Source organism: Argonema galeatum A003/A1 (assembly GCF_023333595.1).
In the GTDB taxonomy this organism is placed as follows: Bacteria; Cyanobacteriota; Cyanobacteriia; order Cyanobacteriales; family Aerosakkonemataceae; genus Argonema; species Argonema galeatum.
The window spans coordinates 24,352-44,040 of sequence record NZ_JAIQZM010000034.1 but is presented as its reverse complement, the minus strand read 5'-3'; the positions used below and the strand labels follow the sequence as shown (position 1 = coordinate 44,040).

The following is a 19,689-nucleotide window of genomic DNA, read 5'->3' as shown; positions in this document are numbered from 1 at the left end:
CTCCTTTCCCCTCCTTCTGTCTCTTTCTCCCTCTTACTCCCCCTCCCCGTTGACGGGGAGGGGGTTGGGGGGTGGGGTTCACCCAACAGATGCCAAGAAATTCTGATACACACTCTCAATACTTTGCGATTCAGAAGAAACATCTGATTCAATTTTCTTGAGACGCTCTAATTCAGTTTTACGATCGATTTCACGGGATTCTTTTTGCTGAAGCAGATTGTCTAACTCGGCTTTGCGGGATTTAATATCATCGTTAATGCGATCGCTCACTTCTTTTTCATACACATCGAAACATTCTTTGACTGCATCGTGAATCGGTTGCCATTGCTGATCTGCCACCTGCGGCAAATATTTCACCAACTCTTTTTTGGCAGCTTTCACCAATTCTTTACGAGCTTGATCTGCTTGCAAAACACCTACACCCATTCCCAATAATGCTAAATACAACGGTCCTAAAATAATCCCGGTAAAAGTAGCAATAATGGTACTGATGCTAAACACAGTAATCAAATTCAGCAGGATATTTTTCCAATCAAATCCCGCTCCCGCCATTGCGACGCCAGCAATATTACCCCGCGCTAAGGAAAAAAGTCCCATCGCCCATTTTGCCCAAGTAGGAGAATTATCTTCAGGCGTTGTGCTTATGGTAGGTTGTACCTTTTGTCCAGTTAGCTTTTCGGTAATTTTGTCTGTTACTTTATTGTAAGAAGCGCCATAATTTTCCGCACTTTTGGCTAGCTGGGAGAAGGCTGCATTTATCTCTTTTTCAGCGGTAATACTCCAAGCTGAAAGTTTGTCGGTGATGTATTGCTCGAATGCCTGTTTGAGTCCCGCTTCAAACGCTTCTCGTTTACCTTGGCTAAAGAAATCCGTAAATCTTAGTTCTGGTTGATAGCGCATGAAATCGGTTTCAAAGCTGTTGCCCAAGTTGAGGACGTAAGTGCGAAAAGAATCTGCAATTCCTCTCGCCTTACTATCGCGAATCGCTTTAATTTCCTGCTTGAATTCATCCCCAATCTTAGTCAGTTTATTAAACTCTGGCTCAACCGAATTAATCCTTTCTTTCAATTCCTTGACATTTTGCTCCAGCAATGGTACACGACGTTCGATCGCTTCGCAAACGCGGTTAGAAGTTTGGCGTGCTAGAGTTCTAGCTTGCCGTATTTCCGAAATAGCTCTTTCCTTGGTCAAAAATGTGTTTAGTGCGCCCATAAACTCTGTAAAACCAGTCCCTTCCAGAGAAGCGGAGGCATCTTTCATCCGCCGACGCAACGCTTTAATTGCGGAAACTTCAAACACTCGTTCATCATAAACATCATAACCATCAACAACGCAATATTCAGCTAGGTTAGCTTTGAAAACCTGCCGCAATCTCCCCTCAGCTTCTTGCAATTCTTGCGTGTCGTCAGGGTCAATCAAACTCTCTCGCACTTGATCCCAAGCATTGACTAGAAAGAAGACGCTCAACCCTCGACCTTTGATGTAATTTTCAAGATAGCGACGCTCTCCCAAAGTGCAAGGTTGCGATGCTCTCAAAACAAACAAAATTGCATGGCAGTTATTGATATAACCCAGCGATAATTCATTTCGCGCTTCTGTATCATTCAATCCGGGACTATCAACAATTTCCACACCTTTTTCCAGCAAAGGTAACGGATACTCGACTACAGCATAGTCAACATCAGGAAAGGCTTGCTTTTTCTCTTGTTCGAGTTTCTTTGCCTCTGCGGGGTCAATTGTGTAGTCCTGCTTAAAACTCTTAAAATTAAGCTGTTTGGGACTTTTACCATCCTTAAAGTGAACAGTTACTTTCTTTTCTGGCCCATATCGGAGAACTGTTAGCAATGCCGTGCAGGGATTTACGTCACTCGGTAATAAGTTTTCACCGATTAAAGCGTTGAGAAACGTGCTTTTGCCCCGTTTCATATCCCCTAAAACCATCAGCCGAAATACACCCTTGCTTAAATTTTTACTGGCTACTTTGATGTCTTCTATTTCTCTTTCTAAACCGAGTCCGCCAGAGGTTTGTTTTCCTTGCGATTCGGCTTGCTCTATTGTTTGGGCCATTCTGCCAAGAGATGTGGATACTTCAGCTCGCGCTTGGGCGACTTTTTCCAAATCTTTGAGAAAGCGATCGGTTTCAACTTTGTAACTCATGTTTATTTCACCTTATTAGGGACTGAAGAGATAAATCTTGTGGGGCAGGGGCAAGGCGTATCGCCTGCCCTTGAGTTTGTGGGGACGGGCGAGACGCCCATCCCACAAGAACAGTGTCGCCTCTGGTTAAGATTGGTATGAAAGTAAATCCTCATACACAGACTCAAGATTACGATATTCGGATAAAATCTCAGCATCTACATTTTTCAGACGCTTTAATTCCTTATCGCGATTAATTTCGCGCGATAGCTTTTGCTGAAGTAGATTATCTAATTCAGCTTGTCGAGAGTTAATGTCATCATTTATCCGCTTGGTGACTTCGCGATCGTAAGCATCAAAACAATCTTTGACAGCTTGATGAATTGGTTCCCATTGTGACTGCGCTATTTGCGGAACATACTTTACGAACTCTTTTTTGGTGGCTTTGATCAATTCTTTTCGGGCTTGATCTGCTTGCCAAGCTCCAACACCCAAACCTAGTATAAGAAGACCGACAGGCCCTGCGATGAAGGAAATGGAAAAAATGGATAAAAAGCTCCATATTCCAATTACGGCTAGAGAGTTTACGAGGATATTTTTCCAATCGAATCCTGCCGCAGCAAGCCCTATACCAGCAACATTACCCAAAGCTAATGAGAAAAATCCCATCGCCCAACTCGCCCAAGCTGGCGAACTTTCTTCACCATCTATATTTTGAGAGGCGAATACCTTTTGCCCGATCAACTTTTCACTGATGACATTTGCTACCTTTGTATAGGCGGAACCGTACTGGGAAGCACTCTGGGATAGTTGCGCGAAGGCATCTTGAATTTCTCGTTCGGCTGTAAGTTCCCAAGCGGAAATTTTATCGTTGACGTATTGCTCGAACGCTTGTTTGAATGCGGCATTAAATTCTTCCCGTCTACCCTTGTTAAGAGAATCAAGAAAGCCTATGTCAGGCTGATAGCGTAAAAAATCTGATTCAAAAGTGTTGCCTAAATTCAAAATGTAGGTGCGAAAAGAATCTGCGATCGCTCTTGCCTTCCTGTCTCGCGTGTTGATAATCTCATCTTTGAAGCGATCGCGTATCTCCGTCAGTTCCTTAAATTCCGGTTCCACCGAACTTATCCGCCGTTTCAATTCCTCAACATCCTTTTCTAGCAAAGGGATGCGGCGATCGATCGCTTCGTTTACATGGTTGTAAGTTTGACGTGCTAGAATTTTAGCTTGCCGTAATTGTGCAACTGCCCGTTCCTTAGTCAAAAACGTATTTAAGGCACCCATAAACTCTGTAAATCCAGTGCCTTCCAAACCCTCATCTGCATTTTTTACCCGCCGACGCAAAGCCTTGATCGAAGAAATCTCAAATACTCGTTCATCATAAATATCATAACCATCGACTTGACAATATTCAGCCAGATGGGTTAGAAAAACTTGACGCACTTTCCCTTCAGCTTCTTGCAGCTCTTGTGTGTCATCCGGATCGATCAGCGCCTTGCGTATTTCATCCCAAGCGTTGATCAGAAAGAAAACGGTTAACCCCCGCCCTTTGATGTAATTTTCCAAATAACGACGCTCTGTCATCGTCACAGGTTGATCGGCTCTGAACACGAAGAGAATAGCATGGCAATTATTGATGTAACTTAAAGAAAGTTCGTTTCGCGCTTCTGTATCGTTTAACCCCGGACTGTCAACAATTTCAATCCCTTTTTCCAGCAGCGGTAATGGATACTCCACTACGGCATAGTTCACATTGGGAAAAGCTATTTTTTTTCCTTCTTCTAGTTTCTTAGCTTCCCCAGCTTCTATTGTGTACTGCTGTTTAAAAGTTGGAAAATCCATCTGTTCGGGAAGTTTACCTTCTTTAAAGTAGACGGTAACTTTCTTTTGTGGCCCGTAACGGAGAACGGTTAGCACTGCCGTACAGGGATTCACGTCGCTGGGCAATAAATTTTCCCCGATTAAGGCATTTAGGAAGGTACTTTTGCCCCGTTTCATATCTCCTAAAATTAGGAGCCGAAATACACCGTGCTGTAAATTTTTTCTGGCTAAATCGATATCTTCTATATCTCTTTCTAAACCCAGTCCACCAGATGCAGATTCTCCTTCCGACTCAGATTCATTGAGAGTAGTGGCGATTTTACCGAGACAGCGTGCGAAATCGTGACGGGCTTTGGCAACTTTATCCAAATCTTTGATGAAACTTCCAGGTTCGGTTGTGTAAGTCATAATTTATTACCTGATTAAACGATCGACTTAGCGATCGGGCAGAGCAACGGCTAGGATATAGAGTGCGATCGCGTCATCCACCCAAGCACGTATCCCTACTCTCACCCAAGTCTCTACAACTGTAACTTCAGCACCTCATCACTGCCTAGATCTAACTAGGGAAGTCACTCATTCAAAAGTCAAAAGTCAAAAGAAGGATTCTTCCCCTTCTTCCCCTAGCCCCACTCCCCCACGCCCTAGCCCCTAGCCTCTTCTTCTTTCTTTTGACTTTTGAATGAGTGACTTCCCTAGCCCCTATTTAATGGCATAAGTGACGCTGACTTGACTCCTCACCTGCACCTCAGTTGGAGCGGAAGGATTATAAGGCGGTGTATTTTCACTTAATGCAGCAAAGGGGGAGGTTGGTACAGCAACCTTCGAGCCGCAAGCAGAGACAGATGCAGGACTGACGATCGGATAAACTGTCACCAACAGAAGTTCTCCAACTTCCACACCCATTTCCGACGCAATACCTCTAACCTGATTTTGAGCATCTTTCAAAGCAGCACGACGAGCGGTACTCTCCAGTGGCTGACAGTTATTCACCGCATACTCTGCGCCGATACCCTGGATAAACAGAGCGTCACCCCCTTGAAGGGCAGAACTGGCCACCTTGACAACTTCTTGCACTCGTTCGCGAGTTGGCTTGTCGAGCTTCACCAGCAGCTTGGGATTTTCTAAAGAACTGGTTTCAATTGTGATGTTATCCTTTGGTACTTTAATGGCAACCAGGGCGTCAACTACAGGCTTGAGGAGTTCCTCTCCCGGTAGAGAAGCAGTTTCCTCTGCGGGTGTTTCTGTTGCTGCTGGCGGTGGTGGCTCGGCGGGTGCGCGACTGGCGAAGCGAAATTCAAGACGTGCTGTGTCTGCTGGTGCGGTTGCTTGACCTTGACCGATGACTGCGATCGCACGTCCGTTAATCAGACTTGGTGTTAAGCTATCAGTAGCCTGGGATACGCTAAAGCCTGCCTCAAGAGCCGAAGACGAAAGTTGATGCGTGTCAAAATTACTCGATTTTACGGTAACCAAATTCTCGGCGCTGCTGTTTTTAGTTGCGCCCATCCACAGTCCCACAATCGTTGCGGCTGTAAATAAAGTATGGTAAACTACTGGTAAAAATTTAGACATGGGTAGATAACACAATCAAAGGAAATGCTCAAAATCCAAGTCTGAGTTAGTGTTGAGTTGGGATTCGATCGCAGCAACGCAGTACCAAACGGACAGCAAATATTAACATGATTGACCATCTTTCCATCGGCGTGTCAGACTTTGCCCGCAGTCTAGCTTTTTACGATACCGTACTGGCAGAACTTGGCTTCAAGCGCTGCATGGCTATGAACTTGGCCACTAAAAAGGTGGCAGCCTACGGCCCAAGCGATCAGCCCATCTTTTGGATCGGTCGTCAAGAGCAGCTAACCACAGCCATTACACCTTCAGCAGGCTTCCACATTGCTTTCCAGGCGACGACGCGAACAGCCGTGGATGCCTTTTATAGGGTGGCTATGGCAGATGGCGCAACCGACAATGGCAAGCCCGGTTTGCGGCCCCAATACCACCCAAATTATTATGCAGCTTTTGTTCTAGACCCAGACGGCTATAACATCGAAGCAATCTGCCACCAACCGCAGCATTAGAACTAAATATAAATAAGTATGGATTTTTTGACTATTTTGGGGCTAGTAGCGGGTACATTAACAACGATCGCGTTTTTGCCGCAAATAATTAAGACCTGGAAATCCCAGTCAGCTAAAGATTTCTCGTTTGGAATGCTAATTACTTTCAGTCTAGGCGTGTTTCTGTGGTTACTTTATGGAATTGCCAAAAATGATTTGCCCGTTATTCTCGCCAACCTGTTCACCTTCGCCTTGAACTTAATAATTATTGTCCTAAAAACAAAGTACAAGTGAATTTGAGGAGACTGCTATGCCTGAAAACCAAAATGACGAACAAGCTAATACCATCACCTTGACTTCGGAGCCTGCTAAAACTCGCATCCGACACTGGGGAACAGTCACACTATTAGAAGAAGCGGAACGCTACAGGATTAACCGCATTGAGGTAAAACCGGGTCATCACATCAGTACTCAAATGCACTATCATCGCAGCGAACACTGGATTGTCGTCTCTGGGACAGCCAAAGTCATCTGCGATGGTAAGGAAACACTGCTCAAGCAAAAAGAGTCTACCTACGTTCCCCTGTCTACGCCTCACCGGGTCGAAAATCCAGGGGTGATTCCCCTAGTAATGATTGAAGTGCAAAATGGAGAATACCTTGGGGAAGATGACATTATCCGTTTTTCCGACAATAACGAAACTTGATCCTTGAAAATACCCCGACCCCCCGAATTTAGGTAGCTAAAGGGGGTAATAAGCGGAGCGGATCAAACCCAGGTGACCTGCCGCAGCCAAGGCCAAACGCCTGTTTTTCTTCTCAGCGTCACCTGTTCGCTATTTTCTTTAACTACAGACTTTAACTCCTGAGTTGAAAAACTGTAGCCCAAAGCCTCAGCAATTTTTACGAATTCCTCCGGATTGCCTGCTATTTTCAACTTTTCTCGTAAAATCGAGTCTTGAGTAGCAGCTTCTAAAAATAGATCGGCGCTTTCTCTGGACATTTGGTAAACTCCCTTTATTATGTACGGCCTTAACTAATTTTATCTACTACTTTAAACCCGTTCTTAGCTCTTAAGGCAGAATCTTAACAATTGTGGGAAACAGAATTTTTCTTGCTTAAGTAAGAGGCGACTGTGTTAAGCAGGATTAAGCTGAACTATTCATAGCTAAAAACACTCAATGGTGGCAAGATGATCGTTATCGTTATGGGGGTTAGCGGTTCCGGAAAATCTACCGTTGGAATGATGCTGGCGTCGGCACTGAATTGGCAGTTTAGCGACGCCGATTCGTTCCACTCGCCAGCGAACGTTGAAAAGATGAGCAAAGGCATTCCCCTCACCGATGCGGATAGGATACCGTGGCTTTTGGCAATGCAGTCGGCTCAAGCTCAATGGCTGCGAGAAGAACGCGACATGATACTGGCGTGTTCTGCCCTAAAATCTTCTTATCGCGAGATGCTTTACTTTGACCCCGAACGAATACGGCTGGTTTACCTTAAGGGAAGCTTTGAACTCATCCAGAAGCGGCTGGCAATACGTCAGCACCACTTCATGAGTAAAGAGTTGCTGCAAAGCCAGTTTGACACCCTTGAGGAACCTGAATCGGCTATTTTTGTAGATGCGGCCCAGCCGCCAGATGCGATCGTGCAGCAGATTATAACAACTCTTGGTATATGAAGTAAAGCTATACTCCTCTGCTAGAACACCGATTCAGTCTGAGAGATAGGGACTAAAAACCCGGTTTCTTTGAATTAAGCTAACGAAATATCAGTTGATAGAGCGACAGAAACCGGGTTTTGGAGATGACTGAATCCTAGCTCTAGGAATTCTTTAACTGTTCTTCCCTAACAGGGATTCAAATTCAGCCTGTAATGATTCGATATCGCCAACTCGTGCCACCAAAAGATTTTCGCTTCCGGCATCCTGCAATCGTTCTTTCCAATACTGGATGCTCTCGGAGTTGTTCATCCAGAAGTTAATCACGGTATCCACAACTCGATCCGAATCCCAACCTCGCATTGGAGGCACAGGTTCGACAGATTCTAGTAAAGCATCCAGGGTGCATTTATAGGCTCCCACGTATTCTACACCATTCTGTGGTTTTTGCTGCTGGATCTGCTGTTGCTGATTAAAAAAGTACAAAACTGGAGATACTCCCAGGAGGTCAAAGCTGTATTTCATACCCAACTCCTAAATCAGTCTTCTCTTTTTGTAAGTAAAGCTAAGTTTTAGAAAAAGTATGGTCGCCTGGTTTACCAAATGGCATCTAACTCAAGTAGATTTTCCTTCTGTTCCATCAGGATGATTAACTAAGTATATCCCCAATCTAAAAAGAAGCTATGTAACAAAACGTAAAATTTCTGGATTTGGTACGTTGTTGTCGTTTAGCGTTCAGAGCTATTTTGGGAGTTTTGGTAGCCTTGGGCGGTGTTGCCCGTTTAGTTTGGGATAATACTCTTGCCCCCCTCCTCGTCAACGGGGAGGGGGTTGGGGGGTGGGGTTCTACCGTCCGCACTTAAACTGCCAGCCTCAAAACTTAACGGCTCTGATATGCTTGCCAAAGATAATACCCCACAGTGCCAAACACAACCAAGAGTATTATCGACAAAAACGCCACATTTAATCCCAACGCTTTTCCTGACGCTGCCAGAATAATTTGCCATTCTATAAAAGCAAATTGCCAGACAAGTTCCAGTTTCAGCCATCTCATTAAACCCACAGCCATCTGATATTGCCTGTAAGCATTCGCTTCTGTAATTGGCCAAGGATAATTAAACGTATGGGGAAAGCGATTTATTACTGTCAGCATCGCATAAATCAATATGCCGATCGCCGGAAATAGTAATATAGTCAGTTTGCTGCCTGTGGAATCTGGCTTGCCTGAAATATCAAAATGGATGGGAATAACATCAGGTAAAGTATCCCACTTAGTGATGAGGAGTATAATGGTTAAGAGAATGCCTGCTACAGCGGCGATTTCTATTGCTGTATCTAAGGTAGAGCGGGGAATATTCAAAACAGGTCGCGAAGTCATATTTTAGCTCCAATAATTAGATTTAGGCAACAATAATCTTATGCTGACTTTTTCTAGCGAAACAGAAGATGATATAGCCACCATTCGGGAAGTAGTAACAGCTGCTTTTGGTCAAACAAATGAAGCCCAACTGGTGGAAGCTATCCGCAACTCCCCCAATTTTATTCCCGAACTCTCCATCGTGGCAAAAGAGGATGGGAATGTCGTGGGTCATATTTTGTTTAGCCCTATTACAATTGAAGCACAAGAACAGATAAGTGGCGCGGGAGCACTCGCACCCTTAGCTGTGACACCTGCGCGTCAGCGTCAAGCTATTGGCACCCAACTGGTGCAAGTGGGTTTGTCTAAATGCCGTAACTTAGGCCATAGTATTGTTGTAGTTCTTGGGCATCCGCAATATTATCGCCGTTTTGGTTTCCAAACAGCGAGTAAATTCGGCATGCAGGCACCCTTCCCAGTTCCCGATGAAGCGTTTATGGTGTTTGAACTTATGCCCGATGCGTTGAAAAATGTTAGCGGGATTGTGAGATATCCAACATACTTTGATGAAGTATAATAATCTTTTGCTCGCTGAAATTCTTTACGCTTCCCAATAGGAGATTATCGATCGCGAGCCGCCAAAAGAAGCTATTTACGAGCGTTTATCACTCTGGACAAACGCTATGATCTCGGTCAAACCACACGATGTAGTAAACTGAACCGACGCGAAAACCAAAAATACGCTTTCTTTCATCAACTCGCATTTCCGAAAGTTTCACATCATCACTAACACTTTCAGGTAGCTTTGGATGATTGGTAATTAGCTTGTATCCGCAACCTACAGAACCACCACGTTGTTTTGACCCTTGGCTTTTTATTTGCGCCCATGTATATCTCTCAATTTTTTGAAATGCCCGGATCAAATCATCAATTTCTGATGGTTGCCAATTCGATAAAAGCCAGCGATTTTCATCAGTATGCTCAAACCTAAAGCTGGGGTGTTGTTCGTCTGCGTTCTCCGAACCTGTTGGATGAGTTAAAGCTGATTCAGGTATTCGGCGTGAGGAACTTCCGCCGGAAGGCTTTTTAATCTTAGACTTTCCCACTACTCCTCCAAAAAAGAGGCGTAATAAGCTTTCATATCCTCATGGGAAATAACATTTGATGATTTTTCGGCGGGATCTAAACCCTTACGAGCATTAATCCAAGGTTCTTCTGAATGTGTCAAATCTTCAAGTCGCTTCGCACTCAGTTCCCCATAAGCAGTCCAAACTTCCTCAAGAACTTCTATTTCATCGTCTTCAAATTCCGGTAATTCCTCTTCCGATTCTGGAATAGCTCCATATCGGTAATCTCTATAAGCATCCCAGACTTCATATATCGCAGGCCCATGAACCCAAGCCTGAATATCTTCATAAAAAAGTGGTTTATCTCGCAATACCAAACTCCAAGCTTGGGCGTAATATACAAGCTTTTGAAGCTTCAGAGGCGAGATTGTATCACCCGCATCTCGATCGACGCGGCACAAAAAGTAACGAGCGATATCTAAAGCGCTTCTCATATTCTATATCTAACCCAGCGCTACTTACATTTGACTAACAATCACCGAGCAAGGCTGTTGCTTTAGGCAAAGTTTTTGCTAAAATTACAACGATTAATATTATAGTATATTCCTCATACGTTATCCTTAAATCAAACTGCCGTTCTCACAGCAAATCTTCCCGTATTCCTAATCGCATCGAGAAACGCATAAACCGCTGGAGCATGAAGTGCATTTGCCAAAACTGCTACGCCAATTACCCTTTCTAGATGAGATGGCAAACTGCACACCTGCACTTGTGGCGGTACGGGTTCGGCTGCAAGACGAGGCAGAATAGCCGCCCCCAAACCTTGCAAAACCATGCTGACGATCGTGGAATCTTCCTTTATTTCATAAGCAATGTTGAGAGGAAATTCCGCGCTCGACAAACATTTGCGAATCCATTCATTGCAGGGAGTCAAACAACTCACGATCAGTGGATAGGTGGCTAATTCTTTCCAACTAATCTGGGCATTTCTCAGGTGAGTTGTTGGTGGTAAAAGCAAAATGTAATCATCCCGCAGGATTTCCCAAGTTTCAAATTCATCGCTTGCAGGTAGATAGGTGAAACCAATGTCGGCATAACCTTCGCGCAAAGCTTGTTCGATATTTGTGAAAGCGTCATTCTCTGTAATAGTGACGGTGATATTGGGGAAGCTTTGGCGAAATCGCGCGATCGCAGTTGGTAAGATATGAGTCGCCACGCTGCGAAAGGAGGCAATCCTCACAATGCCGCCTTCTAAGCCTTTTTCTAAGTTCGCTTCTTTCCGAATCGCCTCCAAAAGCCGCTGCATTTGACGTGCATGAGCCGTGATCCGCTCCCCTACAGGGGTGAGATGCGCCCCGTGACGCCCCCTAGAAAGCAATACCACGCCCAAATCTTCCTCCAGAGAAGCGATCGCATGACTGACTGCCGACTGGGATATCTCCATGTGCAGTGCTGCTTCGCTGAAATTGCCGTAGTCTGCCACCGCAACTAAAGCACGAAGCTGGGAAAGCTTCATTTTTCTTCCCTCCTGGAATGCAAGCGGTTTCTGCGCGATCGCAAAACCCACCAAATTATTTTAGCCTCCCTATCTATCGATTTTATTCATACAAGCCATGCAATTTGTGTATGGTCGATCGATTTAGATACCGTTACAGTGAAATTAAGGTGATAAATTCCCTCTTACTTATCAGGATATTTCTATGAAATTAGCTACAGCTTCTTTAGATAACCAACAACGGAAATTAAGGGATAATACTGAGAGTAATTTTAAAGAATATACGCCCCCAAATTTGTCATTTCTTAATAAATTTTGGCTGCGTCTAGTCAAAGCTATGATGAGTGGGAAAGATCTGCGGGTTTGGCAAAAGAGCGATCGCAGTGGTAATAAGGAGTGGCACGCCTACGATCCAGCTACAGGTCGCTCTACCTGCGTTGCTTCCGACGCCGAAATGCGGATGTGGATTGAGCAACAGTATTACCAATAATTAAGCAGATAAGTAGGTCAGTGAAAATAAACTGAAAACTGGGCAGGCGTCCCGCCTTTAAATAACCATTTTCACTTTATTTACCTGCCTCCACTTAGTTATCGCTTAAGCGCTAGAGTCAATCCATCTCCTATAGGAACAAGACTGAGGAAAACTCGTTCATCGCGATGCAATTTTTCATTAAAAGCTCGGATAACCTTGGTAACTTGATCTTGACTTTCAGGGTAGGCAACTTGTTTGTACCACAACACATTATCAACTGCAATCAAACCACCGGGACGGACAAGTTGGAGCGATCGCTCATAATACCCCTCGTAATTCCCTTTATCCGCATCGATAAACGCAAAATCAAAAGTGGATGCCTGTCCCTCTGCCAATAACCGATCCAACGTTTCCAGTGCTGGCGCTATTCGCAGATCGATCTTATTTGCCACTCCAGCTTCTTGCCAATAGCGACGAGCTACAGAAGTGTATTCCTCACTAACATCGCAAGCGATCATCTTACCATCTGCCGGAAGTGCCATAGCTACCCAGAGCGAACTATAACCAGTAAAGACGCCGACTTCCAGGGTTTTCTTTGCTCCCATCAGCTGAACCAGCAGCGCCAAGAACTGACCTTGTTCTGGCGCTAGCTGCATTACGGCGCGTGGATGAGAGGTGGTTTCGTCTCGCAAACGCCGCAGTACGTCTGCCTCCCGCAAAGACGCGGATAACAGGTAATTATAGAATTGAGTGTCAAAGCCAAGGGTATTTGCTGACATTGTTAGTTTAGAAATCGACAACGCTCACCATCTATACTAGCCTTGTTCGCAGGGGCCGATCGGCATAAAAATTTATTTTGCGGTTGATTTTGACAGAATGGATAATGGGTAAGTTGTTGCGCTTTAGCGCTCTAAGAGCGCTAAAGCGCAACAACTTACCTTAATGATATAATTAGCAACTTACGTTAGTACAAACAGTTTACCGATCGACTGTTGGAAAGAGCGATATCAAAGTGTTATGACATAAGTCTATCATTTACCAAGAGTGCGATCGCATTATAAATTATATTCATTTTCCAACTCACTCGGTTCCCCCGGATAGAAGCTATCTTCTAATATTTGAGATAAACTGTACGGACAGTCTACGGGAAAAGTACGACGAGATAATTCTGTTTCCTTAACAGCTAATTCGACACCTTTAATATAAGCTTTCTGTAATGCTTCTTCCAGGTAAGGTTTTAAACTAGGATTACCTTCAAGTAGTTCCGAAACATCCAGACGTTGAATGCGAATTGTTGCTAACCAACTACGACGTCGACGTTCGGATTGATATTCCCATTTCAGCAAATGTCCGATTAGCAAGCTCAAACGATTTCGCAGTTCTTGGCGTTGCTGTTTTCCCAAAGATTCGATCTCCTCAATTAAATTTACCACGTCAAGCTGACTCCATTGTTGGTTGCGGAGTAAAGATGCTTGTTCCTGCGTCCATGCGTAGAAATCTTTTTCGTAAAGATTTGGTGTAGGTATTGTTGTTTCTGGGTTAGTTTTCGGGAGGTACATCAAGATTTTACACCTTAAATTTCTATACAAACCTGACATTAGTTTATCATTTACGAAGAGTGCGATCGCACTATCAATTTAATTAGGTAAACTCTTCCAATATCCTAGTGATAGGGATAAAAAGTGAAAGCTCATCGCTCTCTAAAGTAATAAAGCTGTATTTTAGATAAAATTCCTTAGCTTGTGCGTTCAAAGCATCAACTATCACTCCAAATACCCCAATATCCTGCGATAGACGAATAACTCTGTTAAAAGCATCAACTAGCAGTGTTTCCCCTAGTCTTCTACCCTGCATTGATTGAGTTACTGCTAGTTTTCCGATCCGCATGACTGGAATGGGGTAGCGTGGCAATCCTTTTCTGTAATTTTCAGGCAGAGATTCTTGTTTCAATTCAGCCATACTAATCGAATAATAGCCTGCTACTTGTCTATCACCGCCTTGAGTAATTGCCACCCAGGTTTTGGCAATGCCTTTTCTTTGATTTTGGCGAGCGTATTTTTTGAGATACTCGTTTAACTCCGGGATGCCACAGTCAAAATTATCCCGAATCACGCCGGCATCATCGATAGAGCAAAAAATCCATTGCATTGCTTATTTCTGTTGATATTCTTCTTTGTATCTTTTGATTGCTGCTTTCAGACTAGGGTTGAGTTTTGGTGGATTTTCAATTGCTGTGGTAACAATTTGCCAGTCTTTATCGGAAAGAACGATCGACTCCGGCTGTAGGGGTTGTTCTTCTGCTAGATTCAAAGCTGCTTCCAGCAAATACTCGTCCAGACTTAGACACCTAATAGAAGCGGCTTTTTCTAGGGTTTGTTTTTGTGCTTGAGTAAGGGTTATTTCAACTTTAGTTGTTTGGCTATTGTCAAGGGAAGTTGACATAGTTACTTGGAAATAAAGGGATTGATTTTATTGTAGCGAGATATGGGGGAAATGAAAGGGTGCGATCGCTATTTTCCATTCTGAATTACTCGATGCACTTCTGCTAACGGCAGTTCTAAAGATTCTGCAATTTGTTCGGCACTCAAACCTAGTTTTGCCAATTTAGGTACTGCTTCTCGCTTAGCTTTGCGTTCAGCTTCTTCTAAAAGTTTTTGATAATTTGGATATTTTTTGACATTATTATTGCTGTTATTTTCTGATTGCGATCGCTCTGACGAAAATGATTCAGATTCTTGTGCAGGATTACTACAAAAATTAATATACCCAATTCGTCCGGTATTTACTATACTTGAGGAATTTACTATTCGCCATCTTTCTAATGTAGCGCGAAAGTTCGATTTGTTAACGTCTTCGCCCAGCGCATTTGATAGTATCTGCCATAACTGATAGCTAGTATCCCTTATATGACCCTGGCTACAGTGATACTCTTCCGCGATTTGCGAGTATTTCCGATGATTCAAGACTCCCTTGAGGATTGCTAATTGCAGGTTGTCGAGGTGTTTGCCTGTCTTGGCAAACACTAGCTCATCAATAGAGTTTAAGACATCTTGGGTATCCATCAGTATATCTGAATACAACACTATTTTAGTATAACCCGTTTTTTTCCGACTTTATCCGCTTTTTTCCGACTTGCCAAAGCTGCGATCGGTTGACATGATAAGTAGTATCAAGTTGGTTAAATTACTTACCGAATTATCGATAGGTGTATTGGGAGCGTCAGCCACAATACGGAATTGATATAGCCAACAGCTATTACTTCACTTTGTCAATATGAACAAGTTAATTCCATTCGTTTTCCTCTCGTCTGTTCTCCTCCTTGCTACAACTGAAAGCACTTTTCATAAAAGCGTTAACGCTCAGTCATTCCAACGCAATCGCCCAGATTTAAACGGTCTTCTAGTTAGAAATCCGGGTAATGGTAGGATTTTCTGGGTTGACCGTGGTCAGATCCGTCATATCGCAGGTCCCAGTGTATATGGAAGATTGTTTGTATCCAACCATCGAGATTATTTAGACACCGATGCCGTTGAACCCGGACCATCTATAACAAATGATAACAGACTTGTCCGTTGTGGAGAAAACGGACATCCTTTGAAGAACCGCATATACCTTTTAGACCAGCGTACAAAAAGGCACGTCACCTCTCCAACTGTTATGGATAAGAATAACTTTAACTGGAAAGGGGTCACTACTATTGATTGTCCGGTTCTAGCTACGATACCAGACGGAGCTTCTATTAGGTAGAGCAGTCAAAAAGAAGCAAGGGTTGCAGACTTCATAACTGATTATAGTCCAAATCACTCTGGACAAACGCTATGGTCTCGGTCAAACCACACAATATAGTAAATCGAACCTACGCGAAAACCAAAAATCCGCTTTCTTTCATCAACCCGCATTTCTGAAAGTTTCACATCATCGCTGACACTTTCAGGTAGCTTTGGATGATTGGTAATTAGCTTGTATCCGCAACCTACAGAACCACTACGTTGTTTAGACCCTTGGCTTTTTATTTGCGCCCATGTATATCTCTCATTTTTTTTAAGCGCCCGGATAAAATCATCAATTTCTGATGGTTGCCAATCCGATAAAACCCAGCGGTTTTCATCAGTATGCTCAAACCTAAAGCTGGGGTGTTGTTCGTGTGCATTCTCGGAACCTGTTGGATGAGTTAAAGCGGATTCAGGGATTCGGCTTGACGAACTTGTGGCTGAAAACTTTTTAATACGAGACTTTCCCACTACTCCTCCAAAAAAGAGGCGTAATAAGCTTTCATATCCTCATGGGAAATAATATTTGATGATTTTTCGGCAGGATCTAAACCTTTACGAGCATTAATCCAAGGTTTTTCTGAGTGTGTCAAATCTTCAAGTCGTTTAGCACTCAATTCACCATAAGCAGTCCAAACTTCTTCCAGAACTTCTAGTAGCTACTACACTTGTAGTTTATAGTTCATCTTTATCCCGTTTATTAACTTTTCAAACACTCAGATTCATTCAATTCCGACTCGTGTTGCTGTTGTCGGCGCTGTAATACAGCATCTATGGCTGGATTAATAACCTCCTGTATTTTACCATTTTCATCATAAATTACTACTTCAAGCCATTGAGCCTTTGCCACTCCTACTGCATATTTAAGCGCTGTTTCCTTAGTCGTAAACATTTTTTCAGATGCAACGTCAGTTTCCTCTTTTACCACCCACCCATCTTGGTGAGGTGCGACGTGCAATTGGCGATTTAATTTCTTCAATACCCGCTGTTTTAGTCCAATTAAAGTAATACCAACAAGTGTTTGGCTCTCCTCATTGTAACGTGCGATCGCGCTATCACCCACATCCACAGCTACAGCCTCTTGTGGCTCTCCCAGTGATATATAAAGAACATCTGCTTCTTTATCATAAAAAGCAGTAACTTTTTTAGAATTTTCCAGAATTTTTAAACTGTCCATATAATTCGCTTACTTGAGGATGGCTGTTTTCTGAGATAAGCTGTCATTACAAATCCATCATAGCTACTAAGTTCGACATACACCACTACCACAAATTTATTTGGGGAAATTTCTTGATAGAAGCGCAGCGCCAGCAACGCACTTGTAGCCTCATCTTGTTGAATCAAATCCGGGTTCTCCAAAGTTTCTAAAACCCGATTATATTGAGTCTGCATCTCAGGGTGTTCTGTAATGATATGCTCCCACCGCTCCCTAGTGAGACGGATAGATACACCGTTCACCGAACGCCCTATCCATAGTATATTGCTACTCTGCGTCATTGTGTTTTAATTTTAATCGATCTAGGGCATCCCTTTTGGATGCCCTACTATTTTTTGACCTAAGCTCCGACAGATTCCTTCGCCGCGTACATCACTTCAACAGTGATTTGCGCGATATTCCTTTCGCGTGCAAACTTTTCAGTATTCCGCTTCACTTTACCGCGCACGAAACCGGGAATCTTATTCAATTCTGCTTGTCCTTCCTTAGTCCAACCAAGGTCAGAATCAGCAGAAATTCCCTTCGTAATCACTTCCTTAGTATCGTGTCCGCCGAAGATTTCCAGCAGGTGATCTTCCATTCCCAACGTGAAGGAATTGTAGACCAGATCGACGCACTGATTCGTCCCTTCATAACCCATGAAAGGTTTGTAACCAATTGGGAAGTTTTGGATGTGAATCGGTGCTGCAATTACACCGCAGGGAATATCCAAACGCTTACCGACGTGGCGTTCCATTTGCGTACCGAAAATTGCCGAGGGTTCGACGCGCGCGATCGCATCTCCAATCAGACCGTGATCTTCGCTGACAATCACTTCATCGCAATACTCGCCAACTTGTTCCCGGAACCAATCAGCATCGTACTTGCAATAAGTTCCCGCCCAAACTACGTGAATTCCCATTTCCCGCGCCAGAATTTTGGTCATCGCGGCGGCGTGAGTGCTATCGCCAAACACAACAGCTTTTTTACCAGTCAAATTCTGACAGTCAATGGAACGGGAAAACCAAGCAGCTTGAGAAACGTGCAAAGTTTGCTCGTTGATAAAATCTTCGTAATCAACATCACCGCCTTGTTCGTTAATTACTTGCTGAATCTTGCGGATACAACGCGCAGTTTCTACCACACCCATCGGCGTGATATCCACACAAGGCGTTCCGAATTCTTGTTCCAGGTACTTAGCTGCCATTAACCCGATTTCCCGATAAGGAACTAGGTTAAACCAAGCTTTTGGCAAATTCTTCAGGTTGAGAACAGATGCACCTTCGGGAATTACTTCGTTGACTTCAATTCCCAAGTCAGCCATGAGGCGTTTAAGTTCGGTGCAATCGTGCTGGTTGTGGAAACCAAGGGTAGTAATACCGATGATGTTGACAGAAGGTTTTTCGGTTTTGCCTTCTGGCAGATTGCCTTGTTTGCGAGCTTTTTCGATGTAGTATTGAACAATTTGATGTAAAGTGCGATCGGCTGCTTGCAATTCATTCACGCGATAGTGATTCACATCTGCCAACATCACATCGCCTTTAGCATCTAATTGCGCCCGTTCGACAAAATTTCCCAAATCTTCTTGTAAAATACTAGAAGTGCAAGTCGGAGTTAGCACAATTAAGTCAGGATGTTCTTCCTTATCCTTGCGGGTGATATTATCTATCACTCGTTCTTGAGAACCGCGTGCCAGAACGTGCCGATCGACAATACTGGTTGTCACTGGCGTGAAATTCCTCTCCCGCTCTAACATCGATCGCATTACGTTAAAATAGTCATCCCCCAGCGGTGCGTGCATAATCGCATGGACGTTCTTAAAAGAAGTGGCAATCCGAAGAGTGCCAATGTGAGCGGGGCCTGCATACATCCAATAAGCTAATTTCATTCTGTTCTCCCTTGCGCTAGTCAAAGCAAGCGTAATAGTGATCGGTTATTTTTGTAGCCGTTTCTGATTTTCGCACCAGATGCAGTCGATGAAAGTAGCGACTTACGAAACTTAGACTTGGCAGCAAATCGCTGAAATATGCTCCATCCTAGCCATATAGCTTGCCATTAAAACAACAAGGAGATTGTTTTATGAAATTATTCTTAATTTTTTGATATATTTTGGATAAATTCCACTAGCTGACACCCATTGCCTTAAGAGCTTGGGCAGCTTCATTGAGTCTTTGGATGCCAACTTTGGTTTGAGTAATGCCACTGGCAGTTTGTTGGGCACCGGAGTTGACGGTGTTCATGGCAAAGACGACTTGTTCGATCGCGATCGCTTGCTGTTTGGCGTTGAGGGCGATTTGTTGGTTGTTGACAACCACTTGGTCAATCGCCGATGCTACACCTTTAAACGCTTCTGCTGTCTCCTGTGCAATATATACCCCATCTTTTACGGTTTGCGTCCCGGCATCTGTAGCTATGATAGTTGAGTTGATTGCTTTCTGGATATCGGTCACGAGGATGTTGATCTTTTCGGCTGATTTCTTACTTTGATCTGCCAGTTTGCGAATTTCTGCCGCGACGACGGCAAATCCTTTACCTTGCTCCCCAGCGCGAACAGCTTCAACGGCTGCGTTTAGAGCCAGCATATTTGTCTGGTTGGCTAAATCTGTCACTACCTTGGAGATGTTACCAATTTGAGTAGTCTGCTCACTTAAATCGCTGTT

At 43.8% G+C, this 19,689-nt stretch carries 25 protein-coding genes and 1 pseudogene; 6 read left to right on the top strand and 20 right to left on the bottom strand.

The genetic code is table 11. The features are described 5' to 3' along the window. Positions 1-78: 78 nt before the first annotated feature. From LAY41_RS25630 to LAY41_RS25620, 3 genes are all read right to left on the bottom strand, one after another. Positions 79-2,157 carry a dynamin family protein gene (locus tag LAY41_RS25630; protein ID WP_249104344.1) on the bottom strand — a complete coding sequence of 693 codons (2,079 nt, stop codon included), beginning with the start codon at positions 2,155-2,157 and terminating at the stop codon, positions 79-81. Between the two features lie 126 nt (positions 2,158-2,283). Further along, the gene (locus LAY41_RS25625; RefSeq protein ID WP_249104342.1) at positions 2,284-4,365 is read right to left on the bottom strand and encodes a dynamin family protein; all 2,082 of its coding nucleotides are present in this window, start codon (positions 4,363-4,365) and stop codon (positions 2,284-2,286) included. Positions 4,366-4,659: 294 nt separating this feature from the next. Beyond that, positions 4,660-5,532: an SIMPL domain-containing protein gene (locus LAY41_RS25620; RefSeq protein ID WP_249104340.1), complete on the bottom strand. Its 873-nt coding sequence runs from the start codon at positions 5,530-5,532 to the stop codon at positions 4,660-4,662. Between the two features lie 107 nt (positions 5,533-5,639). On the opposite strand from LAY41_RS25620, the gene LAY41_RS25615 reads away from it, so the two are divergent. The 3 genes from LAY41_RS25615 to LAY41_RS25605 are packed head-to-tail and all read left to right on the top strand — an operon-like array spanning position 5,640 to position 6,723. After that, positions 5,640-6,038 carry a VOC family protein gene (locus LAY41_RS25615; protein ID WP_249104338.1) on the top strand — a complete coding sequence of 133 codons (399 nt, stop codon included), beginning with the start codon at positions 5,640-5,642 and terminating at the stop codon, positions 6,036-6,038. Positions 6,039-6,056: 18 nt separating this feature from the next. Then, a complete protein-coding gene (locus LAY41_RS25610; RefSeq protein ID WP_249104336.1) occupies positions 6,057-6,311 on the top strand; it encodes a SemiSWEET transporter in 255 nt (84 codons plus the stop codon). Positions 6,312-6,327: 16 nt separating this feature from the next. After that, positions 6,328-6,723 (top strand): phosphomannose isomerase type II C-terminal cupin domain, encoded by a 396-nt coding sequence (locus tag LAY41_RS25605; protein ID WP_249104334.1) that lies wholly within the window; start codon positions 6,328-6,330, stop codon positions 6,721-6,723. Positions 6,724-6,785: 62 nt separating this feature from the next. On the opposite strand, the gene LAY41_RS25600 is transcribed toward LAY41_RS25605, so the two are convergent. Further along, complete coding sequence (locus LAY41_RS25600) at positions 6,786-7,019, bottom strand: Nif11-like leader peptide family natural product precursor (RefSeq protein WP_249104332.1); 234 nt, start codon at positions 7,017-7,019, stop codon at positions 6,786-6,788. Between the two features lie 189 nt (positions 7,020-7,208). Here LAY41_RS25600 and LAY41_RS25595 point away from each other — a divergent pair, with 189 nt between their 5' ends. Beyond that, positions 7,209-7,694 carry a gluconokinase gene (locus LAY41_RS25595; RefSeq protein ID WP_249104331.1) on the top strand — a complete coding sequence of 162 codons (486 nt, stop codon included), beginning with the start codon at positions 7,209-7,211 and terminating at the stop codon, positions 7,692-7,694. A gap of 153 nt (positions 7,695-7,847) precedes the next feature. Here the strand turns inward: LAY41_RS25595 and LAY41_RS25590 are convergent, their stop codons facing one another. Together LAY41_RS25590 and LAY41_RS25585 are read right to left on the bottom strand one after the other, a co-directional pair. Next, positions 7,848-8,198 carry a hypothetical protein gene (locus LAY41_RS25590; RefSeq protein WP_249104329.1) on the bottom strand — a complete coding sequence of 117 codons (351 nt, stop codon included), beginning with the start codon at positions 8,196-8,198 and terminating at the stop codon, positions 7,848-7,850. Between the two features lie 355 nt (positions 8,199-8,553). Continuing rightward, positions 8,554-9,051, bottom strand: coding sequence for a DUF1648 domain-containing protein (locus LAY41_RS25585; protein WP_249104325.1), 498 nt, complete (start codon positions 9,049-9,051; stop codon positions 8,554-8,556). A 40-nt stretch (positions 9,052-9,091) separates the two neighbouring features. Between LAY41_RS25585 and LAY41_RS25580 the strand changes: the two genes are divergently transcribed. Further along, positions 9,092-9,607, top strand: a complete 516-nt coding sequence (locus tag LAY41_RS25580) for a GNAT family N-acetyltransferase (protein WP_249104322.1) — start codon at positions 9,092-9,094, stop codon at positions 9,605-9,607. 88 nt (positions 9,608-9,695) lie between these two features. Here the strand turns inward: LAY41_RS25580 and LAY41_RS25575 are convergent, their stop codons facing one another. The 3 genes from LAY41_RS25575 to LAY41_RS25565 form a co-directional block, all read right to left on the bottom strand. Then, positions 9,696-10,136, bottom strand: coding sequence for an MAG6450 family protein (locus LAY41_RS25575; RefSeq protein WP_249104319.1), 441 nt, complete (start codon positions 10,134-10,136; stop codon positions 9,696-9,698). After that, entirely contained in the window at positions 10,136-10,591 is a 456-nt protein-coding gene (locus LAY41_RS25570) for a Panacea domain-containing protein (RefSeq protein WP_249104316.1), read from the bottom strand. The genes LAY41_RS25575 and LAY41_RS25570 overlap by 1 nt, the downstream gene beginning before the upstream one ends. Positions 10,592-10,722: 131 nt before the next feature. Beyond that, on the bottom strand, positions 10,723-11,613 hold the full coding sequence (locus LAY41_RS25565; RefSeq protein ID WP_249104313.1) for a LysR family transcriptional regulator: 891 nt from the start codon (positions 11,611-11,613) through the stop codon (positions 10,723-10,725). A 184-nt stretch (positions 11,614-11,797) separates the two neighbouring features. Between LAY41_RS25565 and LAY41_RS25560 the strand changes: the two genes are divergently transcribed. Continuing rightward, on the top strand, positions 11,798-12,082 hold the full coding sequence (locus tag LAY41_RS25560; RefSeq protein WP_249104310.1) for a hypothetical protein: 285 nt from the start codon (positions 11,798-11,800) through the stop codon (positions 12,080-12,082). 98 nt (positions 12,083-12,180) lie between these two features. Here the strand turns inward: LAY41_RS25560 and LAY41_RS25555 are convergent, their stop codons facing one another. The 11 genes and pseudogenes from LAY41_RS25555 to LAY41_RS25505 all read right to left on the bottom strand — a co-directional run. After that, the gene (locus LAY41_RS25555; protein ID WP_249104307.1) at positions 12,181-12,843 is read right to left on the bottom strand and encodes a class I SAM-dependent methyltransferase; all 663 of its coding nucleotides are present in this window, start codon (positions 12,841-12,843) and stop codon (positions 12,181-12,183) included. A 276-nt stretch (positions 12,844-13,119) separates the two neighbouring features. Then, on the bottom strand, positions 13,120-13,623 hold the full coding sequence (locus tag LAY41_RS25550) for a DUF29 domain-containing protein (RefSeq protein ID WP_249104303.1): 504 nt from the start codon (positions 13,621-13,623) through the stop codon (positions 13,120-13,122). Between the two features lie 82 nt (positions 13,624-13,705). Beyond that, on the bottom strand, positions 13,706-14,212 hold the full coding sequence (locus LAY41_RS25545; protein WP_249104299.1) for a GNAT family N-acetyltransferase: 507 nt from the start codon (positions 14,210-14,212) through the stop codon (positions 13,706-13,708). 3 nt (positions 14,213-14,215) lie between these two features. After that, positions 14,216-14,506, bottom strand: coding sequence for a type II toxin-antitoxin system TacA family antitoxin (locus LAY41_RS25540; protein WP_249104296.1), 291 nt, complete (start codon positions 14,504-14,506; stop codon positions 14,216-14,218). A gap of 68 nt (positions 14,507-14,574) precedes the next feature. Then, a complete protein-coding gene (locus LAY41_RS25535) occupies positions 14,575-15,126 on the bottom strand; it encodes a helix-turn-helix domain-containing protein (protein WP_249104289.1) in 552 nt (183 codons plus the stop codon). A gap of 738 nt (positions 15,127-15,864) precedes the next feature. After that, entirely contained in the window at positions 15,865-16,305 is a 441-nt protein-coding gene (locus LAY41_RS25530; RefSeq protein WP_249104286.1) for an MAG6450 family protein, read from the bottom strand. Next, positions 16,305-16,481 (bottom strand): Panacea domain-containing protein, encoded by a 177-nt coding sequence (locus LAY41_RS25525; RefSeq protein WP_275974403.1) that lies wholly within the window; start codon positions 16,479-16,481, stop codon positions 16,305-16,307. Before LAY41_RS25525 ends, LAY41_RS25530 begins: the two co-directional genes overlap by 1 nt. A gap of 53 nt (positions 16,482-16,534) precedes the next feature. Next, the gene (locus tag LAY41_RS25520) at positions 16,535-17,011 is read right to left on the bottom strand and encodes a DUF2188 domain-containing protein (protein ID WP_249104280.1); all 477 of its coding nucleotides are present in this window, start codon (positions 17,009-17,011) and stop codon (positions 16,535-16,537) included. Continuing rightward, positions 16,999-17,331: a hypothetical protein gene (locus LAY41_RS25515; RefSeq protein WP_249104277.1), complete on the bottom strand. Its 333-nt coding sequence runs from the start codon at positions 17,329-17,331 to the stop codon at positions 16,999-17,001. The genes LAY41_RS25520 and LAY41_RS25515 overlap by 13 nt, the downstream gene beginning before the upstream one ends. 59 nt (positions 17,332-17,390) lie before the next feature. Then, on the bottom strand, positions 17,391-18,917 hold the full coding sequence (gene bchB, locus LAY41_RS25510) for a ferredoxin:protochlorophyllide reductase (ATP-dependent) subunit B (protein WP_249104275.1): 1,527 nt from the start codon (positions 18,915-18,917) through the stop codon (positions 17,391-17,393). A 235-nt stretch (positions 18,918-19,152) separates the two neighbouring features. Beyond that, a pseudogene (locus tag LAY41_RS25505) lies at positions 19,153-19,680 on the bottom strand (methyl-accepting chemotaxis protein); the annotation flags it as partial. Positions 19,681-19,689: the final 9 nt, after the last annotated feature.